We start from the raw sequence: 14,899 nt of genomic DNA, 5'->3' as shown, positions 1-14,899 counted from the left end.
CCTCACGGATCCAGCTTCGGCGCCAAGATCTCGACCAGCCAGTCGACGAACACCCGCACGCGCGGCGACAGCTGCCGGCTGCGTGGATAGAGCACCGAGATCGGCGTTGCGGTCGGCGGATAGTCGTTTAGCAGCTCGACCAGCCGGCCGGCGGCAAGATCATCGGCAAAACGAAGCCGCGGTGCCTGGTAGAGGCCGAAGCCGAGCCGTACCAGAGTGGCGCTGGTGTCGGAATTGGCCACGGTGACCAGCGACGGCAGGACGATCTCGCGGACCTTGCCGTCGACCATGAACTCCAGCGGCATCACCTGTCCGGTGCGCGAGGAGACGAAGCCGATCATCATATGCCCGGCAAGATCGTCGAGAGAGCGCGGCAGGCCGTGGCGCTCGAGATAGGCAGGGCTGGCGACGGTGATTTCGCGCGCCGTGCCCAGCCGGCGCACGATCATGTCGCTGTCGGGAAGCACACCGGCGCGGATGACGCAGTCGACACCTTCGCGCACGAGGTCGACCAGGCGATCCCCCTCGCCGATGTGCACGGTCAGACCGGGATGGCGGGCGAGCAAGGCCGGCAGTTCCGGCAGGATGAAGGTGCGGGCCATGTGGCCGTTGACGTCGATGCGCAACCGCCCGCGAACCTCGTTGGCGGCAAAGCTGCCTTCGGCATCCTCGATGTCGGCCAGGATGCCGGTGCAGCGCTGATAGTAGGCCTCGCCGTCGAGTGTCGTCGTGACGTGGCGGGTGGTCCGCCGCAGGAGTTGCGCGCCCAGCCGTTCCTCGAGCTGCTTGATCGCGGAGGTGGCGCTGGAACGCGGCAGTCCGAGATCGGCGGCGGCCGCGGTGAAACTGCGCCGCTCTACGACGCGGGCGAAGAGGCGCATGCTGTCGAGCTTGTCCATGTTCCGATTGTTCGTCTTTCCTGAATAGAGAAGGCAATCCTTGCCTGATTATATCCGCCAGGCGGGAGAATAAATAGAGGTCATCGCAAATCGATGGAGACGACCATGACCAAGACCAATCGCCCGATAGCCCTGATCACCGGCGGCAGCCGTGGACTGGGACGCAACACCGCGCTCAGCCTCGCCCGCAAGGGCATCGACCTGGTGATCACCTACCGGTCCCGCGCGGACGAGGCCCAGACTGCAGTCGCGGAGATCGAGGCGGCGGGCGGCCGCGCCGCGGCGCTGCAACTGGACACGGGCGCGGTCGCGACCTTCCCGGCCTTCGTCGAGGCATTGAAGCGGACGCTCAGCGAGACCTGGCAGCGCGACCAGTTCGACTTCCTCGTCAACAATGCCGGTACCGGCCTGCGCAAGACCATCGCCGAGACGACCGAAGAGGAATTCGACACGCTGATGAACATCCACCTCAAGGGCGTGTTCTTCCTGACCCAGGCGCTGCTGCCGCTGATCGCCGATGACGGCCGCATCATCAATATTTCGAGCGGACTGGCGCGCTTCTCGGTCCCGGGCTCGGCCGCCTATGCGATGATGAAGGGCGGCGTCGAGGTGTTCACGCGCTATCTGGCCAAGGAACTCGGCTCCCGCCGCATCACCGCCAACACGGTGGCACCCGGCGCGATCGCGACCGACTTCAATGGCGGCCATGTGCGCGACGACGCCGACATCAATCGCGTCGTGGCCGGCATGACCGCGCTCGGCCGCGCCGGCGTGCCCGACGATATCGGCCCGATGATCGCCTCGCTGCTGTCGGACGACAATCGCTGGGTCAACGCCCAGCGCATCGAGGCGTCGGGCGGCATGAACATCTAGCCTCCAAGCGTCTCGACTTTCCCGCTGCGCCGTGTTTCACAGCTCCCACCCGGCGCAGCGGATGCATTTCGCGGCCGATACCGGCGGCGATCATCGCGTTCCATGAACGGGCGATCGCGAAAAACAAAATTTCGCGCGACCAGGTGGCTCGGCGCGCCTTGACTCCGACACACCAGCAGCCTATTTCACCGGCACGTTAGCACTCGCCATTGGTGAGTGCTAACCAAGGGTCCGGCGCTGCCGGGCTTGGTTTGTCCGGCTTCGCCGGACGGAGGAACAGTTCTCACCGTTCTCATTCGAGGAAGAAAAAATGGCAAAGTCGAAGTTCCGCCCGCTTCATGACCGCGTGGTCGTTCGCCGGGTTGAATCCGAATCCAAGACCGCCGGCGGGATCATCATCCCGGATACGGCGAAGGAAAAGCCGCAGGAAGGCGAGATCATCGCCGTCGGTTCCGGCGCCCGCGACGAAGCCGGCAAGCTCGTCCCCCTGGACGTCAAGGCTGGCGACCGCATCCTGTTCGGCAAGTGGTCGGGCACCGAAGTCAAGCTCAATGGCGAAGACCTTCTGATCATGAAGGAATCCGACATCATGGGCATCATCGGCTGAATATCGGCCTCACCGTCATCTAAATCTGCGGGCTCGATCAAAGCCCCTGCCAGGAGCTAAACATGGCTGCCAAAGAAGTAAAATTCTCCCGCGACGCCCGTGAGCGCATGCTGCGCGGCGTCAACATCCTCGCCGACGCGGTGAAGGTCACGCTCGGCCCCAAGGGCCGCAACGTCGTCATCGACAAGTCGTTCGGCGCCCCGCGCATCACGAAGGACGGCGTCACCGTCGCCAAGGAAATCGAGCTTGAGGACAAGTTCGAGAACATGGGCGCGCAGATGGTCCGCGAAGTTGCTTCGAAGACCAACGACATCGCCGGCGACGGCACCACGACCGCGACGGTTCTGGCGCAGGCGATCGTCCAGGAAGGCCACAAGGCGGTTGCCGCCGGCATGAACCCGATGGACCTGAAGCGCGGTATCGATCTGGCCGTGACCGAAGTCGTCGTGGCGCTCGGCAAGGCCGCCAAGAAGATCAAGACCTCCGAGGAAGTCGCCCAGGTCGGCACGATCTCGGCCAATGGCGACGAGTCGGTCGGCGCCATGATCGCGGAAGCGATGCAGAAGGTCGGCAACGAGGGCGTCATCACGGTCGAGGAAGCCAAGACCGCCGAGACCGAACTCGAAGTCGTCGAAGGCATGCAGTTCGACCGCGGCTACCTGTCGCCCTACTTCGTCACCAACGCCGACAAGATGGTTGCCGATCTCGAGGACGCCTACATCCTGCTCCACGAGAAGAAGCTCTCCAACCTGCAGGCCATGCTGCCGGTTCTCGAGGCCGTCGTGCAGACCTCCAAGCCGCTGCTCATCATCTCGGAAGACGTCGAAGGCGAGGCCCTGGCCACGCTGGTCGTCAACAAGTTGCGTGGCGGCCTGAAGATCGCCGCCGTCAAGGCGCCGGGCTTCGGTGATCGCCGCAAGGCCATGCTGGAAGACATCGCCATCCTGACCGGTGGCCAGGTCATCTCGGAAGACCTCGGCATCAAGCTCGAGAACGTCGGCCTCAACATGCTCGGCCGCGCCAAGAAGGTGTCGATCTCCAAGGAGAACACCACCATCGTCGACGGCGCCGGAAAGAAGGCCGAGATCCAGGGCCGCGTTGCCCAGATCAAGCAGCAGATCGAGGAGACCACCTCGGACTACGACAAGGAGAAGCTGCAGGAGCGTCTCGCCAAGCTGGCGGGCGGCGTTGCGGTGATCCGCGTCGGCGGTGCGACGGAAGTCGAAGTCAAGGAAAAGAAGGACCGCGTCGATGACGCCCTCAACGCGACCCGCGCGGCCGTGGAAGAAGGCATTGTCGCTGGCGGTGGCGTGGCCCTGCTGCGCGCTTCGGCCAACCTCAAGGCCACCGGCGCCAACTCCGACCAGGCTGCCGGCATCAACATCGTGCGTCGCGCGCTGCAGGCTCCGGCCCGCCAGATCGCGGCCAACGCCGGTGCGGAAGCTTCGATCGTTGCCGGCAAGATCCTCGACAACAAGGGCGCGACCTTCGGCTACAACGCCCAGACCGGCGAATATGGCGACATGATCGCCATGGGTATCGTCGATCCGGTCAAGGTCGTGCGCACGGCTCTGCAGGACGCGGCCTCGGTCGCCGGCCTGCTCGTCACCACCGAAGCCATGATCGCCGAGGCTCCGAAGAAGGAGTCGGCTGGCGGCGGCATGCCTGGCGGCATGGGCGGCGGCGGCATGGGCGGCATGGGCGGCATGGACTTCTAAGAAGTCCATAAAGCACGCCCATGAATCCAAGTTACTCAAGCCCGCAAGCGGGCTTGAGTGGCGGCATGGACTTCTAATCCAGCGCCTATCAGCCTTCAGATACGAAAAGGGCGGCAGCAATGCCGCCCTTTTTCATGGGCAGATTTGTTCTGCTGCACCAACCGACTCTGAGCGCGCGACCATGCGCGCCTGGCCAAAAACCCAACAGATGTCGGCCTTTAGCCGCAGCCACCTTTCGCAGCTGACCTTTCCCAGGCAATTTGCCAACAAAATTCCGGTCGGGAAACCGACGCCCTGGACTCGCGCCTCAGACGGCGACCTCCGCGCGTTGCCGCACTTCGCCGGCCAGCACGGCCGACTCGACCAGCGCCGCGACTTCGTCGGCCACGGCCAGCAGCGGGGCGCGATCACGGGTGGCGCGCGCAATCACCATCAGCCCTTCCAGCGAGGATTCGACCAGCAGCGCCAAGGCATGCGCACGGCGTTCGGGCACCCCTGCCCTGACGAAGGCCTGTCGCAGCAGGCCGATCCACTGCTCGAAGGCCGAGCGGCACAGTTCGGCCAGTTCCGGCAAGTTCGCCGGTGAATCCAGCACCACGGGCGCGATCGGGCAGCCGAGCGTGAATTCATTGTCCTCCAGCATGCGGGCAACCGACTGGTAGATGTGGTGGACGGCCACAGCCGGGTTCGTTTCGGCGGCAAGGTCCTCTCCCAACCTTTCGGTCACCTTGGCGACGCTGTCGCGCGTCACCTCGACGACCAGCTGGTCCTTGCCGCCCGGAAAATGGAAATAGAGCGAACCGCGCGGTGCGCCGCTGGCGCTCAATATGTCGTTGAGCGAGGTGCCGTGATAGCCGCGCTGCCCAATCAGCAGCGCCGTCGCCTCGATCATGCGGGTGCGGGTGTCGTTCGCCATGTCAGCCTCTGTGAGGAGAGAGCCATTATAGGCCTTGCCGGCAATATGACAATCGGTCTACATACTATGTAGATCGGTCTACATATCGGGAGTGATAGGAAGCTGTCGATACCCGTCCAACACCCATCGAACCCATGGAGGAACCCAATGACGATTCGTGAGGCTTCGGCCGAGTGGCAAGGTGCGCTGAAGGAAGGTTCGGGCCGGCTTCGGCTGGGCAGCGGCGTCTTCGAAGGCGCCTACTCCTTCCCGTCGCGTTTCGACAACGGTCCGGGCACCAATCCGGAAGAACTGATCGCGGCGGCCCATGCCGGCTGCTTCTCGATGGCCATGACCGCCATCCTCGGCCAGCACGGCCACGTCCCCCGGAACATCCGCACCACGGCGAAAGTGCATCTCGGCGCGACCGCGGCCGGACCGACGATCACCCGCATCGAACTCGAAACGCAGGCGGAGGTGGCGGAACTCGGGGCAGAGGAATTCGAGCGGCTTGCGCAGTCCGCCAAGGCGATTTGCCTGGTCTCGCGCGCGCTTGCCGGCGTGGCCAATATCACCCTCAAGGCCGTGCTCGTTGACGCCGTCGATGACCAACCAGGAGAATGACGATGACACGCGAGCTTATCATGGACATCGCCGCGAATGATTTGTCCCGCCAGACGGCCGAGATCATGCGGCGCTTCAACGACGTGTTCCAACGGCATGATCCCACTGCGCTTGCCGAACTGGTGGCCGAGGATTGCGTGATCGAGAACACGGTGCCGGCGCCGGACGGCGCGCGCCATGCCGGCAAGGCGGCATGCGTCGGGCTGTGGTCGGTGATCGCCACCCAGCCAGGCACCCGCTTCGAGATCGAGGAGACCTTCGTCGCCGGCGAGCGAGCGACGATCCGTTGGCGCTATTTCATGGCCGACGGCAACTCGCTGCGCGGCGTCAATCTGATGCGTGTAGACGGCGGGCGGATCGTCGAGGCGATGGGCTACGTCAAGGGGTAGCGCCAAGGGGCGCTACCGGTCCGCCAGCGCCAGCTTGGCGCCGAGCATGACGAAGGCGCCGGCGAAGGTGCGACGCATCCAGGTCAGCACCCTCGGCCGCGACACGACGTGGCTGCGGATCGAGGCGGCGAAGATGCCGTAGCCGACGAAGACGACGAAGGTGAGCAGCATGAAGACGCTCGACAGTTCCAGCATCTTCGACAGCGCGTGCGGTTCGGTGGTGCTGACGAATTGCGGCAGGAAGGCAAAGAAGAAGATCGACAGTTTCGGGTTGAGGATGTTGACCAGGATGCCGGAGGTGATGACCTTGCCGGCCGAGCGCGGCGCGTCGTCCTGGTCGACGCTCAGGCCGCCCTTCTCTTTCAGCGTGTTCCAGGCCATGTAAAGCAGATAAGCGACGCCGAGATATTTCAACGTCTCGAAAGCCAACGCGCTGGTGTGCAGCAGCGCCGCCAGTCCGGTGATGGCCGCCGCCATATGCGGGATGATGCCCAGCGTGCAGCCGAAGGCGGCGACGATCGAGGCACGCGCGCCACGCGACAGGCCGGCACTCAGGGTGTAGAGAACGCCGGTGCCGGGCGAGGCCACGACGATCAGCGACGTCAACAGGAATTCGATGCTCACGTTTGATCCTCCGCTGCCCTGCCCGCCGGCAAGGTATCCAGCAAGGGGCCGGGGCACAAGCCGGGGCGATGAGCGAAGGCGGAGGCAGGCTGGCCAGAGTCCGCTATGCCCCGATAGCGACCAAATTCCGCTGCGCAGCGAAATGACGCGACGGGCCATGGGCGAAGGTCGCTGCGTTTATGCTCGGACTTCTGGCCGTCGGGGCCGACATGCGCGGTCCCTACAGGAAGCGAGCCTAACTAGCGGCGATCAGCTTCTGGACTTGGTCCCGGTCCTCTTTCGACCATTGCTTTGGGTCCTCGCCGTGGGCAACTTCGGCGTGAAGCTCGGCGTGTTTCATGACCTCTGACGCGCTCTCTGCCGTGAAGCTCGCGGGACAAGCCTCCATCCCAGGAAAGTCCCTGCACCGATACGTGTAAGCCATCACTGCCTCCATTTTTTAGAAACCCCTCATGCAGGCGAGTGACGGCAATCTTTGTCAACTGGATTTCAAACTGACCCACCACCCGGGCCACTGCGGGATCCGGCACCCCACGGCGATGTTCTTGCAGCTCTGGAGCAGGCGGGGCTAGTCACTGAAGTGCTGCGGCCGCAGCGGGAACCCGTCTTGTTGCTTGCTCGAAAGCCTTAGCCCAACTGTCGGGCAGATCCTTCAACCGGATATCCAGGAGCTCGCCACTCCGAAGGCCTTCTTCAAGCCGCTGCACCTTGAATCCTTGCGCACGCAGCAGGGCCGCAGCCTCGAATGACATGACGCAATAGGCCCCGCTGCAGTAGGCCACGACCTCGCGGTTGAGATCGAATTCGGAGAGCAGTGCTTCCAGTTCGCTGAGCGGCACGCTAATCGCGCCTCCGCGCAATGACCAGAAACTCCCTGAATTTCCCAAGCTCGCCGATGATGTCTTCGCTAATCCCTTCACTGAAATAGTCCTGCTCCGGGTCGCCGCTCATGTTGTCGAAGGGTAGAACGGCGATGGAGGGTTTTTCGTTATGTGCGCGGCCCCCTCTGGCAGGCCGGCCTTGCGGAGATTCTTGCGAAAATGCTCAAGGTAAGCGGCATCACCATAGGGCGCGAGCTTCGGATCGGTCCATTCTTCCAGCGTGGCGCCGGCATCGAGTTCGAGAGCGCGTTTCACCGATTTCTGGGCCTGCTGCAGGTTCCCGGCGGCAGCGAAGCTGGCGGCCTGATAGATACGCATGATGGCGCTATCCAGCGAGCGCAGGCTGGCGAAGGTGGCGGTGGCCTTGTCATATTGGCGGGCATCGAAATAGATCTGGCCCAGTTGGGAAGTGTACCATTCATAATGAAACGGATTGAGGCGCATGGCCTTTCGTGCGTGCTCGATGGCCTCTTCCGCCCTGCCTGCATAGCTCAGGCAAAGAGCGTAGTCGGTCGTCACGTCGGCGTCGTTGGGATTGCATTCGAGGGCCTTCCGGAAGGCCTCAAGTGCCGCGCCATGATTCAATGAATACAAATGATAGTTAGCGAAAGCCCAATAGGACCAGGAATCGCCGTCGTCGCAGGCAATCGCCTCCACTGCCCATCGGCGGGCCAGCTCCATCGAGACGTCATAGTCATCGGCCCAGCCGCAACAGGCGTCGACCGTGTGACTCAATGCCATTTTGCTATAGGCCTTGGCAAGTCTCGGATCACATTCGATTGCCCTGGTCAGATGCTCCCTGGCAAGGCTCTCTCCTTCCTTGGTGAGACGGCACGCATCAATGGCGCGCTGGAGATGGTCCAGGGCGACGAAACTCTCGAGTCCGGCGGACTTGCTTCGGTCACGCCAGGCCTTGCCGAGCCTGCCGCCATAGCCGGACGCAAGCGTGCCGATGATCGTCCCGGTGATTTCGTCCTGGACCGAGAAGATATCCGTCAGTTGCCGGTCATAGGTCTCGCTCCAAAGCTGCCGGCTCTCGGCTCCGTCGACAAGTTGGACCGAGACGCGGATGCGATCCCCAGCTTTCTGAACACTTCCCTCCAGAATGTAGCGAACCGAAAGTTCACGCGCGGCCTCAGCCGATGTCACCGGCCGGTTCCGGTAGGCCAGAGTCGAAAACCTGTCGATGACGAACAACTCGTGAAAGCGCCCCAGGCTGGCGACGATGTTGAGCGCCAATCCTTCGCAGAAAATGTCCTGCTCCGGGTCGCCGCTCATGTTGTCGAAGGGAAGAACGGCTATGGAGGGTCTGGGCGGCGCCGGAGCTTCTGTGGCAGCCACGAAGGGCTTGGGGCCGGCATATTTATAGCCGCGACCATGCACGGTTACGATCATCTCGGCGGGCAGCAGTTTTCGCAGCGCCGAAATGTGGACCTGCAGCGTGTTCTCCTCCACCACCAGGCCGGGCCAGACCGCATCGAAGAGTTCGGTCTTGCCGATCACCTCGTCCGGCCTCTCCAGCAACATGGCGAGGATGTCGAAGGATCGCGCCGAAAGCACCATCGGCCCCTTGGGCCCAAGCAGCAGCCGTTCGGCGCGTTTCAGGCGATAGTTCCCGAACTCCAAGTCCATTTGCCAAGAACCCTTCCCTCGGGGGCTAGGATAACCCAAGACGGTCCTGAAGGCGAACTTCAGGGCTGTTCAGGACTATTCAGGTCCGAGCCAAGGACCTGAGTGGGAAGCGGTGTCATTCTCACCGTCGCAGGAGGACACCATGACCGACATCTCCACCGCCGCCCCGATCACCATCCGCCGCCTTAACCTGCCACGGCTAAGCTTCCCGAGGTTCGAAATCGGCGCATCGCTTGCCGCCATATCCGGTTTGGTGGCTGATGCGCTCAACATGACCTACGTGGCCCCCTACACCAGTCTCCGTCGCCAGCCGCAGGTCGTCCCGGACGATGATCTCGAAGGTCGGGATCCCACCTGGTGAGCTGCTCTATTTGAGGGTTCGAAACTTGCTCTAGCGCGTCTTGGATACTGGTTCATAGCCTGGCGGGACAGCGCCGCGCTCTGGCCTGCCGGGCCATCGTCATTCGAAAGCCAAGCAAAAGGCTTTCCGTCCGCTACGCGTACCACTCCTCAGCCCCCACATTGGGCATTGGGGGGAGATCGGCAGTTACAGCGGCAGCCCGTGCGCCTTGCGCGCCATCAGGCAATCGTCGCCGCCGGGCATGCAGGCGCGGCAGACATCGGGGCGGACGTCATAGATGCCGCAAGCAGTATGCTTGCCGACCTCGCCGGACAGAGCAGAACAGCGCACGCCGTCGCAGCGCATGCCGGATTCGTCGGTCGCGACGAATTTCTGCGGGATGCGGTCGAGCTGCGCGTCGTCCTCGGTGGAAAAGCGCGGCCATTCTGCCGAATAGGAACAGCAGGCGCCGCAGGCCTGGCAGTCGAACAGGGCCGGACCGGTCCCTTCCTCGGCCGCGGCAAAGCCCGCGGCAGCCGCCAGGGCAAGCAGGCCCGGCGCGACGGGATTGCGGTCGGTGTCGTGCGGCAAGACGCTATTTCTTCTTGGCCGTCTTCCGGGGCGCATCCGCTGGCGATTTGAACAGATCGGTTGCGACCGGTTCGTCGGTCTTCGGCGCTGCAGCCGGCTTGGCCGGCTTGGCGGTGGCGGCCGGCGCTGCCGGCTGGTCCTTGGCGGAAAATTTTATGGCCATGTCAGTCCTCGTCAGAGAAACGCGATGACGGCGCGCGCGGATTGCGCAGGCGGCCGATCAGCGCCGAAACCGCCGTGATGTTCATTTCCTCGGGCGACCAGTTCCTGGCCTCCTCGATGTGATGCGGCGCCAATTCGCGATGCGTGCTGCCGCTATAGGCTGCGTCCTGATAAGTCACCCGTTCGCGCGTCTTGCTGTCCTCGCGCACATATTCGATCAGATAGTTCGGGGCTTCGGCGCGGCCACGCACACCGACGCGCACCTGGGCATCGCCATGGGCGCGCTTGCAGCGTTCCAGCTTTTCCAGCACGCGCCGGACAAATTCGACCGGCTTGTCGAGGAGTTCGACCATGTCGGCAATGGTCGCGTCGCCGGCGATCGGCGTTGGCGGCACGCGCTTGGTGGCCATCAGCGTTTGCCCGCCCGCTTCGGCATGGCGGCCAGAACGAGGGCAGCCGCCCTGTCGTCGGCCTCCTTTTCCAGGCGCAGTTCGCGCAGCCGCGCGGTCTTGGCCTCCCGGGCCTCGCTGACTGCATCCCGTTCGGAGATGATGCGATTGAGCGACATCGACTGCGTCCGGGTCTTGCTGAAAAGCTGCTCGGCCTCGTCGCCGGATGCCTTCGGAGTAAGGGACATCTTCTTCTTCCTGGTTCGGGGGATCCACCTTGGCGCGTGCTTTAGCACATACCAAGGGACCTGCGGCGCACAATTAACTGCCGGAAACGAAAAAGGTCAGGCATGCGCCTGACCCTCCTCTCGCCATCTACCGATGCCAGTACATCCGTGGTCACCGGGAAGGCTGAATTCCGTTTTTACGCAGCCTTGAGCTGATCGGCGGACATCTTGCCCGACTTGTTGTCACGAACCATCTCGTAGCCAAGCTTCTGGCCTTCGACGATGGTGCGCATTCCGGCACGCTCGACGGCCGAAACATGGACGAAAACGTCGGCCGAACCGTCGTCAGGCTGAATAAAGCCAAAGCCCTTGGTGGCGTTGAACCATTTTACTGTGCCAGTGCTCATAACGAACCCTTTCCATGGCAAATATTCGTTCACCGTCATGCGAATGCACAACAGCGTTTGTCTCGATTTTTGATGGGAGGAAGTTCGTCAAAGGCGCGCTTGGCGCGCGGATAACAAAAGTCGGGCAAACAAATATCGACAAACTTCTAGTAGACTTCTTTTGCCGCCATGTCAAATTTCTTGTTCTGGTGACGGCAGCCGCAAGGTCGTCGGTCGGTCGCAATCCGAAGTCAAGGCCCAAGCGCCGGCTAAAAAAAAATCGCAAGAAGGTGGGAACCATCCTGGCCCTCACGCATTTTGATAGGGTCAGCAATTCATGAGAGCAATTTCAGGAAAGGCTGACAAAAAGGACGCCTCCCGCGCGATAAAAGGCGCGAGGGGCGTTCATGTATTTTGGGCCTTCACATTGCCGTGCGACGTCACATTATCGCTGACATCAGCGGCAGGATCTCATAGCGAAAGCCCTGCCCCGAACGCACGATCGGGTCGGCATCGGTCAACGCCCTTGCCTCGGCCTCGGTGCCGACGCGCAGGATGGCGAGTCCCCAGGGGCCGGCCGGGTCGGCGACCGGACCAGCCAGCATCATGGTGCCCTCCTCCAGCTTGCCGCGCAGATAGTCGGCATGCCGGTCCATCAGCGCCCGCTCCTCGTCCGTCAGGGTAAAGGCGAAATCCGGGCGCGGCGGGATCAGCCGGCAGTGGAACACGCTTGCTGGCTTGCTGCCCGCCTCGCCGGCAAGGAACGCGCCCAGCCAGCCGAGCACACGCTCCCAGCCGGAGCCGTGATCGCGGCAGGAGTCATGGCGCGCGCCAAAGCCCTCGTGGCGCAGCGTCAGCCGCGTTCCAGTCTCGACGGCTTCAAGCGTGTAGGTGACGGTGGTGACATTGTCGCCGTCCCACGGCGCCTTCCAGGTCATCACCAGACGATGCGGCGGCTCGACCTCGAGATATTCGCCCTGGACATGAAATTCATTGCCGTCGGCGCCCTTGCCTTCCGAGTACCAGGCGCCACCCGGCCTGACGTCGGCAGTGTGTTTCGTCGTCCGGTAAAGCGCGTCCGAGCCCCACCAGAGCGGGATCTGGTCCTCGGCGGTAAGCGCCCGAAACACACGCTCGGGCGGCACCGCAATCGTCACCGTGGCAAGGATGGTGCCCACCGAGACGTCGGCGATCGCACGCGCTCTGTCGTTGCTGGCCATCATTCGTTCTCCAGATAGGATTTCAGATTGCCGAGGCTTGCCTGCCAGAAATCGCGATAGGGCAGAATCCAGTCGGCGACGTCCTTCAGTTCCGCCGGCTCCAGCCTGTAGAGCCGCTCGCGGCCATGCTTCTGCTCGGAGACGACGCGCAATTCGCGCAGGATCCTGAGGTGCTTGGAGATCGCCGGCCGGCTCTGCGAAAAGGCCGAGGCCAGTTCGTTGACCGGCGCCGGCCCTTGCCGCAAGCGGTCGAGGATGGCGCGGCGCGTCGGATCGGCGATGGCGCGGAAAACGGAACGATCGGGATCAGCCTGCGGCATAATGCGTATCCATTTGGTTACGTATTTATGCCGATCGCGAGTGCTCGTCAACAACTCCGCAGCGGGATGGGGATCAGTGCTCCTGCTGCGGCGATGTTCTGTTGGTCAGTCCTGTTCGTGAGGACCTGGCTCCGGCCATGTTTCCTTGGCCGCCTCCGCGTACCAGTGCCGCATCGCGGGGGTCGCCAGCACGGCGTCGACATAAGCGCGCGTATCCGGCGCCAGCTCGCCGCCATAGGTGTCGAAGCGGGTGACGATGGGTGCGTACATGGCATCGGCCGCGGTGAAGTGGCCGAACAGGAACGGGCCGCCCTTGCCATGTTCGGCGCGGCACTGCCGCCAGATCGCCTCGATGCGCGCCCGCTGCAGCTCGCCCTCGGCGTCGAGCGGTTTGTGGCCCTTGGGCCGGCGCAAATTCATCGGCCAGCCATAGCGAACCTCGCGAAAGCCGGAATGCATCTCGGTCGCCACGGAGCGGGCCAGCGCGCGGGCGCCAAGGTCCTCCGGCCAAAGCTTCTTTTCGGGAAACAGGTCGGCCAGATACTCAAGGATGGCAAGGGTTTCCCAGACGATCCTGCCCCCTCCCTTCAACGGCTTGTGATTCAGGACCGGTACCAGGCCGGTCGGCGACACCTTGGCCAGGCTGGCGGCGGTTTCCGGCGTGCGCAGGCGCACAAAACCCTCCTCGAACGGGATCTCCAGATGCCGCATCGCCACCCAGGGCCGGAGCGACCAGGACGAAAAGCATTTGTTGCCGATGAAGAGCGTGAATTCAGCCATGGTTTCTCCCGCGGAGCCCGCACAAATAGAGGCGCACCCTACCTTGCCTGTTTAGCCTGGGAGAAGCCGGGCCGATCCCGAAAAAACGACCACGGCCGCCGTGCCGCCAACGCGCCTCAGAAGCTCAGGCTCTTCGAAAAGGCGTTGGTGAACATCACTTCGCCATGGTCGCCGGCCGCCTCGCCCAGCACGACATCCATGCCGCCACTGGTCACTCGCACCAGCGCGAAGCCACCCATATAGGCGGCCTTCGGCTTGAACAGGTCGAGCCCGTCGCGGCGGTAGATCATCGGCACCTCGTGCTGGTGGCCATGGAAGACGGCGATGACATTGTAGCCTTTCAGCGCCGACAGCAGCGCCTGGCGGTCGACCTCGCTCCACCAGTGCGGCGCGCCGATGCCGTCATTGTCATAGGTACGCCTGGCCGGATCCCATTTCTCGGTCGAAAAAGTATCCCAGCCATAGTGCTGGAACAGGATGACCGGGCGGCCGTCACCGGCATAGGTCGCCAGATCCTGCTTCAGCCACGGCAGGCTGGAGATGGCGCCGTGGCCCGTATCGCCAGCGAAACGGTGGGTCTGGACGAGATGCAGGCCGCCCCAGTCCCAGGAATAGCAGTCGGTATCGACATCATATTCGGTGGCCGGCACCGGCGGCTTGAAGAACACGCCGGGGCGGTGATTGACCTCGACATAGTCGCGCATCTCGCGGCGATACCAGTCGACATGATGCGGCGGCCCGTTCTGGTCGAGGTCGTGATTGCCGAGCCCGACATAGACAGGCATGTGGACACGGTCGGGGCCGATCCCTTGCTGGTAGCGCTGGCTGAACTGCAGAAGCTGCGTGCCTTCGCTGGGCTGGGTGATCTGGCCGCCGCCGTCGTCGGTGATGTCGCCACCGACGACGAGACCGAGCGGCGTGCCGATGCGGCTGCCGGCCGAGCGCAGGCCGGTGGCGACGCCGTCGATCTCGGTCGGCCAATCCTTGTCACCAATGCCGTTCAGCGCAGCAACGTTGCGCAGCAAGGCGGCGTCGGTCTTGCCTTCCTGCTGGCAGTTGGGGCTGAGGCCACTCGCCATGCGGCAGGCATGGACGTCGGCGATGAACAGGAAAGTAGCGTCGATGGGCTGGATGCGCTGCCCGGTCTGGCCGAGCGCCGGACGCGCAAGGGCACCAGCGGCAGCAACCCCCAGCGCCTGCGCCAAAAAGTTGCGCCGGGAAAGCAGGCGGGGCGGAAGGCGATTCATCATGCGCCGAAATTCAGCACAGCCGGCGCCCGGCCGTCCAGTTCTCCAGCAACACTTCTCGTCCAAACCATCCATCGACATGTTGCTGCAGGCCT

The 14,899-nt window shown here is 63.5% G+C and carries 22 protein-coding genes; 7 read left to right on the top strand and 15 right to left on the bottom strand.

The window, feature by feature from the left end:
* Positions 1-2: 2 nt before the first annotated feature.
* Entirely contained in the window at positions 3-899 is an 897-nt protein-coding gene (locus ACSQ3Z_RS27165; RefSeq protein ID WP_436174364.1) for a LysR family transcriptional regulator, read from the bottom strand.
* A gap of 105 nt (positions 900-1,004) precedes the next feature.
* Between ACSQ3Z_RS27165 and ACSQ3Z_RS27160 the strand changes: the two genes are divergently transcribed.
* From ACSQ3Z_RS27160 to groL, 3 genes are all read left to right on the top strand, one after another.
* Complete coding sequence (locus ACSQ3Z_RS27160) at positions 1,005-1,772, top strand: SDR family NAD(P)-dependent oxidoreductase (RefSeq protein ID WP_436174363.1); 768 nt, start codon at positions 1,005-1,007, stop codon at positions 1,770-1,772.
* Between the two features lie 310 nt (positions 1,773-2,082).
* Positions 2,083-2,379 (top strand): co-chaperone GroES, encoded by a 297-nt coding sequence (gene groES, locus ACSQ3Z_RS27155; protein WP_006203049.1) that lies wholly within the window; start codon positions 2,083-2,085, stop codon positions 2,377-2,379.
* A gap of 62 nt (positions 2,380-2,441) precedes the next feature.
* On the top strand, positions 2,442-4,097 hold the full coding sequence (groL, locus tag ACSQ3Z_RS27150; RefSeq protein ID WP_436174362.1) for a chaperonin GroEL: 1,656 nt from the start codon (positions 2,442-2,444) through the stop codon (positions 4,095-4,097).
* 307 nt (positions 4,098-4,404) lie between these two features.
* Here groL and ACSQ3Z_RS27145 read toward each other — a convergent pair whose 3' ends face one another.
* Complete coding sequence (locus tag ACSQ3Z_RS27145) at positions 4,405-5,013, bottom strand: TetR/AcrR family transcriptional regulator (RefSeq protein ID WP_436174361.1); 609 nt, start codon at positions 5,011-5,013, stop codon at positions 4,405-4,407.
* 147 nt (positions 5,014-5,160) lie between these two features.
* Here ACSQ3Z_RS27145 and ACSQ3Z_RS27140 point away from each other — a divergent pair, with 147 nt between their 5' ends.
* Positions 5,161-5,616: an OsmC family peroxiredoxin gene (locus ACSQ3Z_RS27140; protein ID WP_436174360.1), complete on the top strand. Its 456-nt coding sequence runs from the start codon at positions 5,161-5,163 to the stop codon at positions 5,614-5,616.
* A gap of 2 nt (positions 5,617-5,618) precedes the next feature.
* Positions 5,619-6,005, top strand: a complete 387-nt coding sequence (locus ACSQ3Z_RS27135; protein WP_436174359.1) for a nuclear transport factor 2 family protein — start codon at positions 5,619-5,621, stop codon at positions 6,003-6,005.
* Positions 6,006-6,017: 12 nt separating this feature from the next.
* Here ACSQ3Z_RS27135 and ACSQ3Z_RS27130 read toward each other — a convergent pair whose 3' ends face one another.
* The 4 genes from ACSQ3Z_RS27130 to ACSQ3Z_RS27115 all read right to left on the bottom strand — a co-directional run bounded on the left by ACSQ3Z_RS27130 (position 6,018) and on the right by ACSQ3Z_RS27115 (position 9,142).
* Positions 6,018-6,629 (bottom strand): LysE family translocator, encoded by a 612-nt coding sequence (locus tag ACSQ3Z_RS27130; RefSeq protein WP_436174358.1) that lies wholly within the window; start codon positions 6,627-6,629, stop codon positions 6,018-6,020.
* A 235-nt stretch (positions 6,630-6,864) separates the two neighbouring features.
* Entirely contained in the window at positions 6,865-7,053 is a 189-nt protein-coding gene (locus ACSQ3Z_RS27125; protein WP_436174357.1) for a DUF1059 domain-containing protein, read from the bottom strand.
* A gap of 148 nt (positions 7,054-7,201) precedes the next feature.
* A complete protein-coding gene (locus ACSQ3Z_RS27120) occupies positions 7,202-7,468 on the bottom strand; it encodes a rhodanese-like domain-containing protein (RefSeq protein ID WP_436174356.1) in 267 nt (88 codons plus the stop codon).
* 108 nt (positions 7,469-7,576) lie between these two features.
* Positions 7,577-9,142: a winged helix-turn-helix domain-containing tetratricopeptide repeat protein gene (locus tag ACSQ3Z_RS27115; RefSeq protein ID WP_436174355.1), complete on the bottom strand. Its 1,566-nt coding sequence runs from the start codon at positions 9,140-9,142 to the stop codon at positions 7,577-7,579.
* A gap of 142 nt (positions 9,143-9,284) precedes the next feature.
* Between ACSQ3Z_RS27115 and ACSQ3Z_RS27110 the strand changes: the two genes are divergently transcribed.
* The gene (locus ACSQ3Z_RS27110) at positions 9,285-9,503 is read left to right on the top strand and encodes a hypothetical protein (protein ID WP_436174354.1); all 219 of its coding nucleotides are present in this window, start codon (positions 9,285-9,287) and stop codon (positions 9,501-9,503) included.
* A 186-nt stretch (positions 9,504-9,689) separates the two neighbouring features.
* On the opposite strand, the gene ACSQ3Z_RS27105 is transcribed toward ACSQ3Z_RS27110, so the two are convergent.
* From ACSQ3Z_RS27105 to ACSQ3Z_RS27085, 5 genes are all read right to left on the bottom strand, one after another.
* Complete coding sequence (locus ACSQ3Z_RS27105; RefSeq protein ID WP_436174353.1) at positions 9,690-10,073, bottom strand: YkgJ family cysteine cluster protein; 384 nt, start codon at positions 10,071-10,073, stop codon at positions 9,690-9,692.
* 4 nt (positions 10,074-10,077) lie between these two features.
* Complete coding sequence (locus ACSQ3Z_RS27100) at positions 10,078-10,236, bottom strand: hypothetical protein (RefSeq protein ID WP_436174352.1); 159 nt, start codon at positions 10,234-10,236, stop codon at positions 10,078-10,080.
* Position 10,237: 1 nt separating this feature from the next.
* Positions 10,238-10,645 carry a hypothetical protein gene (locus ACSQ3Z_RS27095; protein WP_436174351.1) on the bottom strand — a complete coding sequence of 136 codons (408 nt, stop codon included), beginning with the start codon at positions 10,643-10,645 and terminating at the stop codon, positions 10,238-10,240.
* Positions 10,645-10,872: a hypothetical protein gene (locus ACSQ3Z_RS27090; protein ID WP_120016079.1), complete on the bottom strand. Its 228-nt coding sequence runs from the start codon at positions 10,870-10,872 to the stop codon at positions 10,645-10,647. Before ACSQ3Z_RS27090 ends, ACSQ3Z_RS27095 begins: the two co-directional genes overlap by 1 nt.
* Positions 10,873-11,048: 176 nt before the next feature.
* Positions 11,049-11,258 carry a cold-shock protein gene (locus ACSQ3Z_RS27085; RefSeq protein ID WP_006203031.1) on the bottom strand — a complete coding sequence of 70 codons (210 nt, stop codon included), beginning with the start codon at positions 11,256-11,258 and terminating at the stop codon, positions 11,049-11,051.
* Between the two features lie 14 nt (positions 11,259-11,272).
* Here ACSQ3Z_RS27085 and ACSQ3Z_RS27080 point away from each other — a divergent pair, with 14 nt between their 5' ends.
* A complete protein-coding gene (locus ACSQ3Z_RS27080) occupies positions 11,273-11,578 on the top strand; it encodes a hypothetical protein (RefSeq protein WP_436174350.1) in 306 nt (101 codons plus the stop codon).
* A 99-nt stretch (positions 11,579-11,677) separates the two neighbouring features.
* Here the strand turns inward: ACSQ3Z_RS27080 and ACSQ3Z_RS27075 are convergent, their stop codons facing one another.
* The 4 genes from ACSQ3Z_RS27075 to ACSQ3Z_RS27060 all read right to left on the bottom strand — a co-directional run bounded on the left by ACSQ3Z_RS27075 (position 11,678) and on the right by ACSQ3Z_RS27060 (position 14,807).
* On the bottom strand, positions 11,678-12,460 hold the full coding sequence (locus ACSQ3Z_RS27075) for an SRPBCC domain-containing protein (RefSeq protein WP_436174349.1): 783 nt from the start codon (positions 12,458-12,460) through the stop codon (positions 11,678-11,680).
* Positions 12,457-12,777: an ArsR/SmtB family transcription factor gene (locus ACSQ3Z_RS27070; RefSeq protein WP_006203028.1), complete on the bottom strand. Its 321-nt coding sequence runs from the start codon at positions 12,775-12,777 to the stop codon at positions 12,457-12,459. The genes ACSQ3Z_RS27075 and ACSQ3Z_RS27070 overlap by 4 nt, the downstream gene beginning before the upstream one ends.
* Before the next feature lie 105 nt (positions 12,778-12,882).
* Positions 12,883-13,557, bottom strand: a complete 675-nt coding sequence (locus tag ACSQ3Z_RS27065) for a glutathione S-transferase family protein (RefSeq protein ID WP_436174348.1) — start codon at positions 13,555-13,557, stop codon at positions 12,883-12,885.
* A 116-nt stretch (positions 13,558-13,673) separates the two neighbouring features.
* On the bottom strand, positions 13,674-14,807 hold the full coding sequence (locus ACSQ3Z_RS27060; RefSeq protein ID WP_436174347.1) for a metallophosphoesterase: 1,134 nt from the start codon (positions 14,805-14,807) through the stop codon (positions 13,674-13,676).
* Positions 14,808-14,899: the final 92 nt, after the last annotated feature.

Origin of the sequence: Mesorhizobium sp. LjNodule214 (assembly GCF_964252735.1) — a bacterium.
Classification (GTDB): Bacteria; Pseudomonadota; Alphaproteobacteria; order Rhizobiales; family Rhizobiaceae; genus Mesorhizobium.
This window is presented reverse-complemented; position numbering and strand designations above follow the sequence as displayed.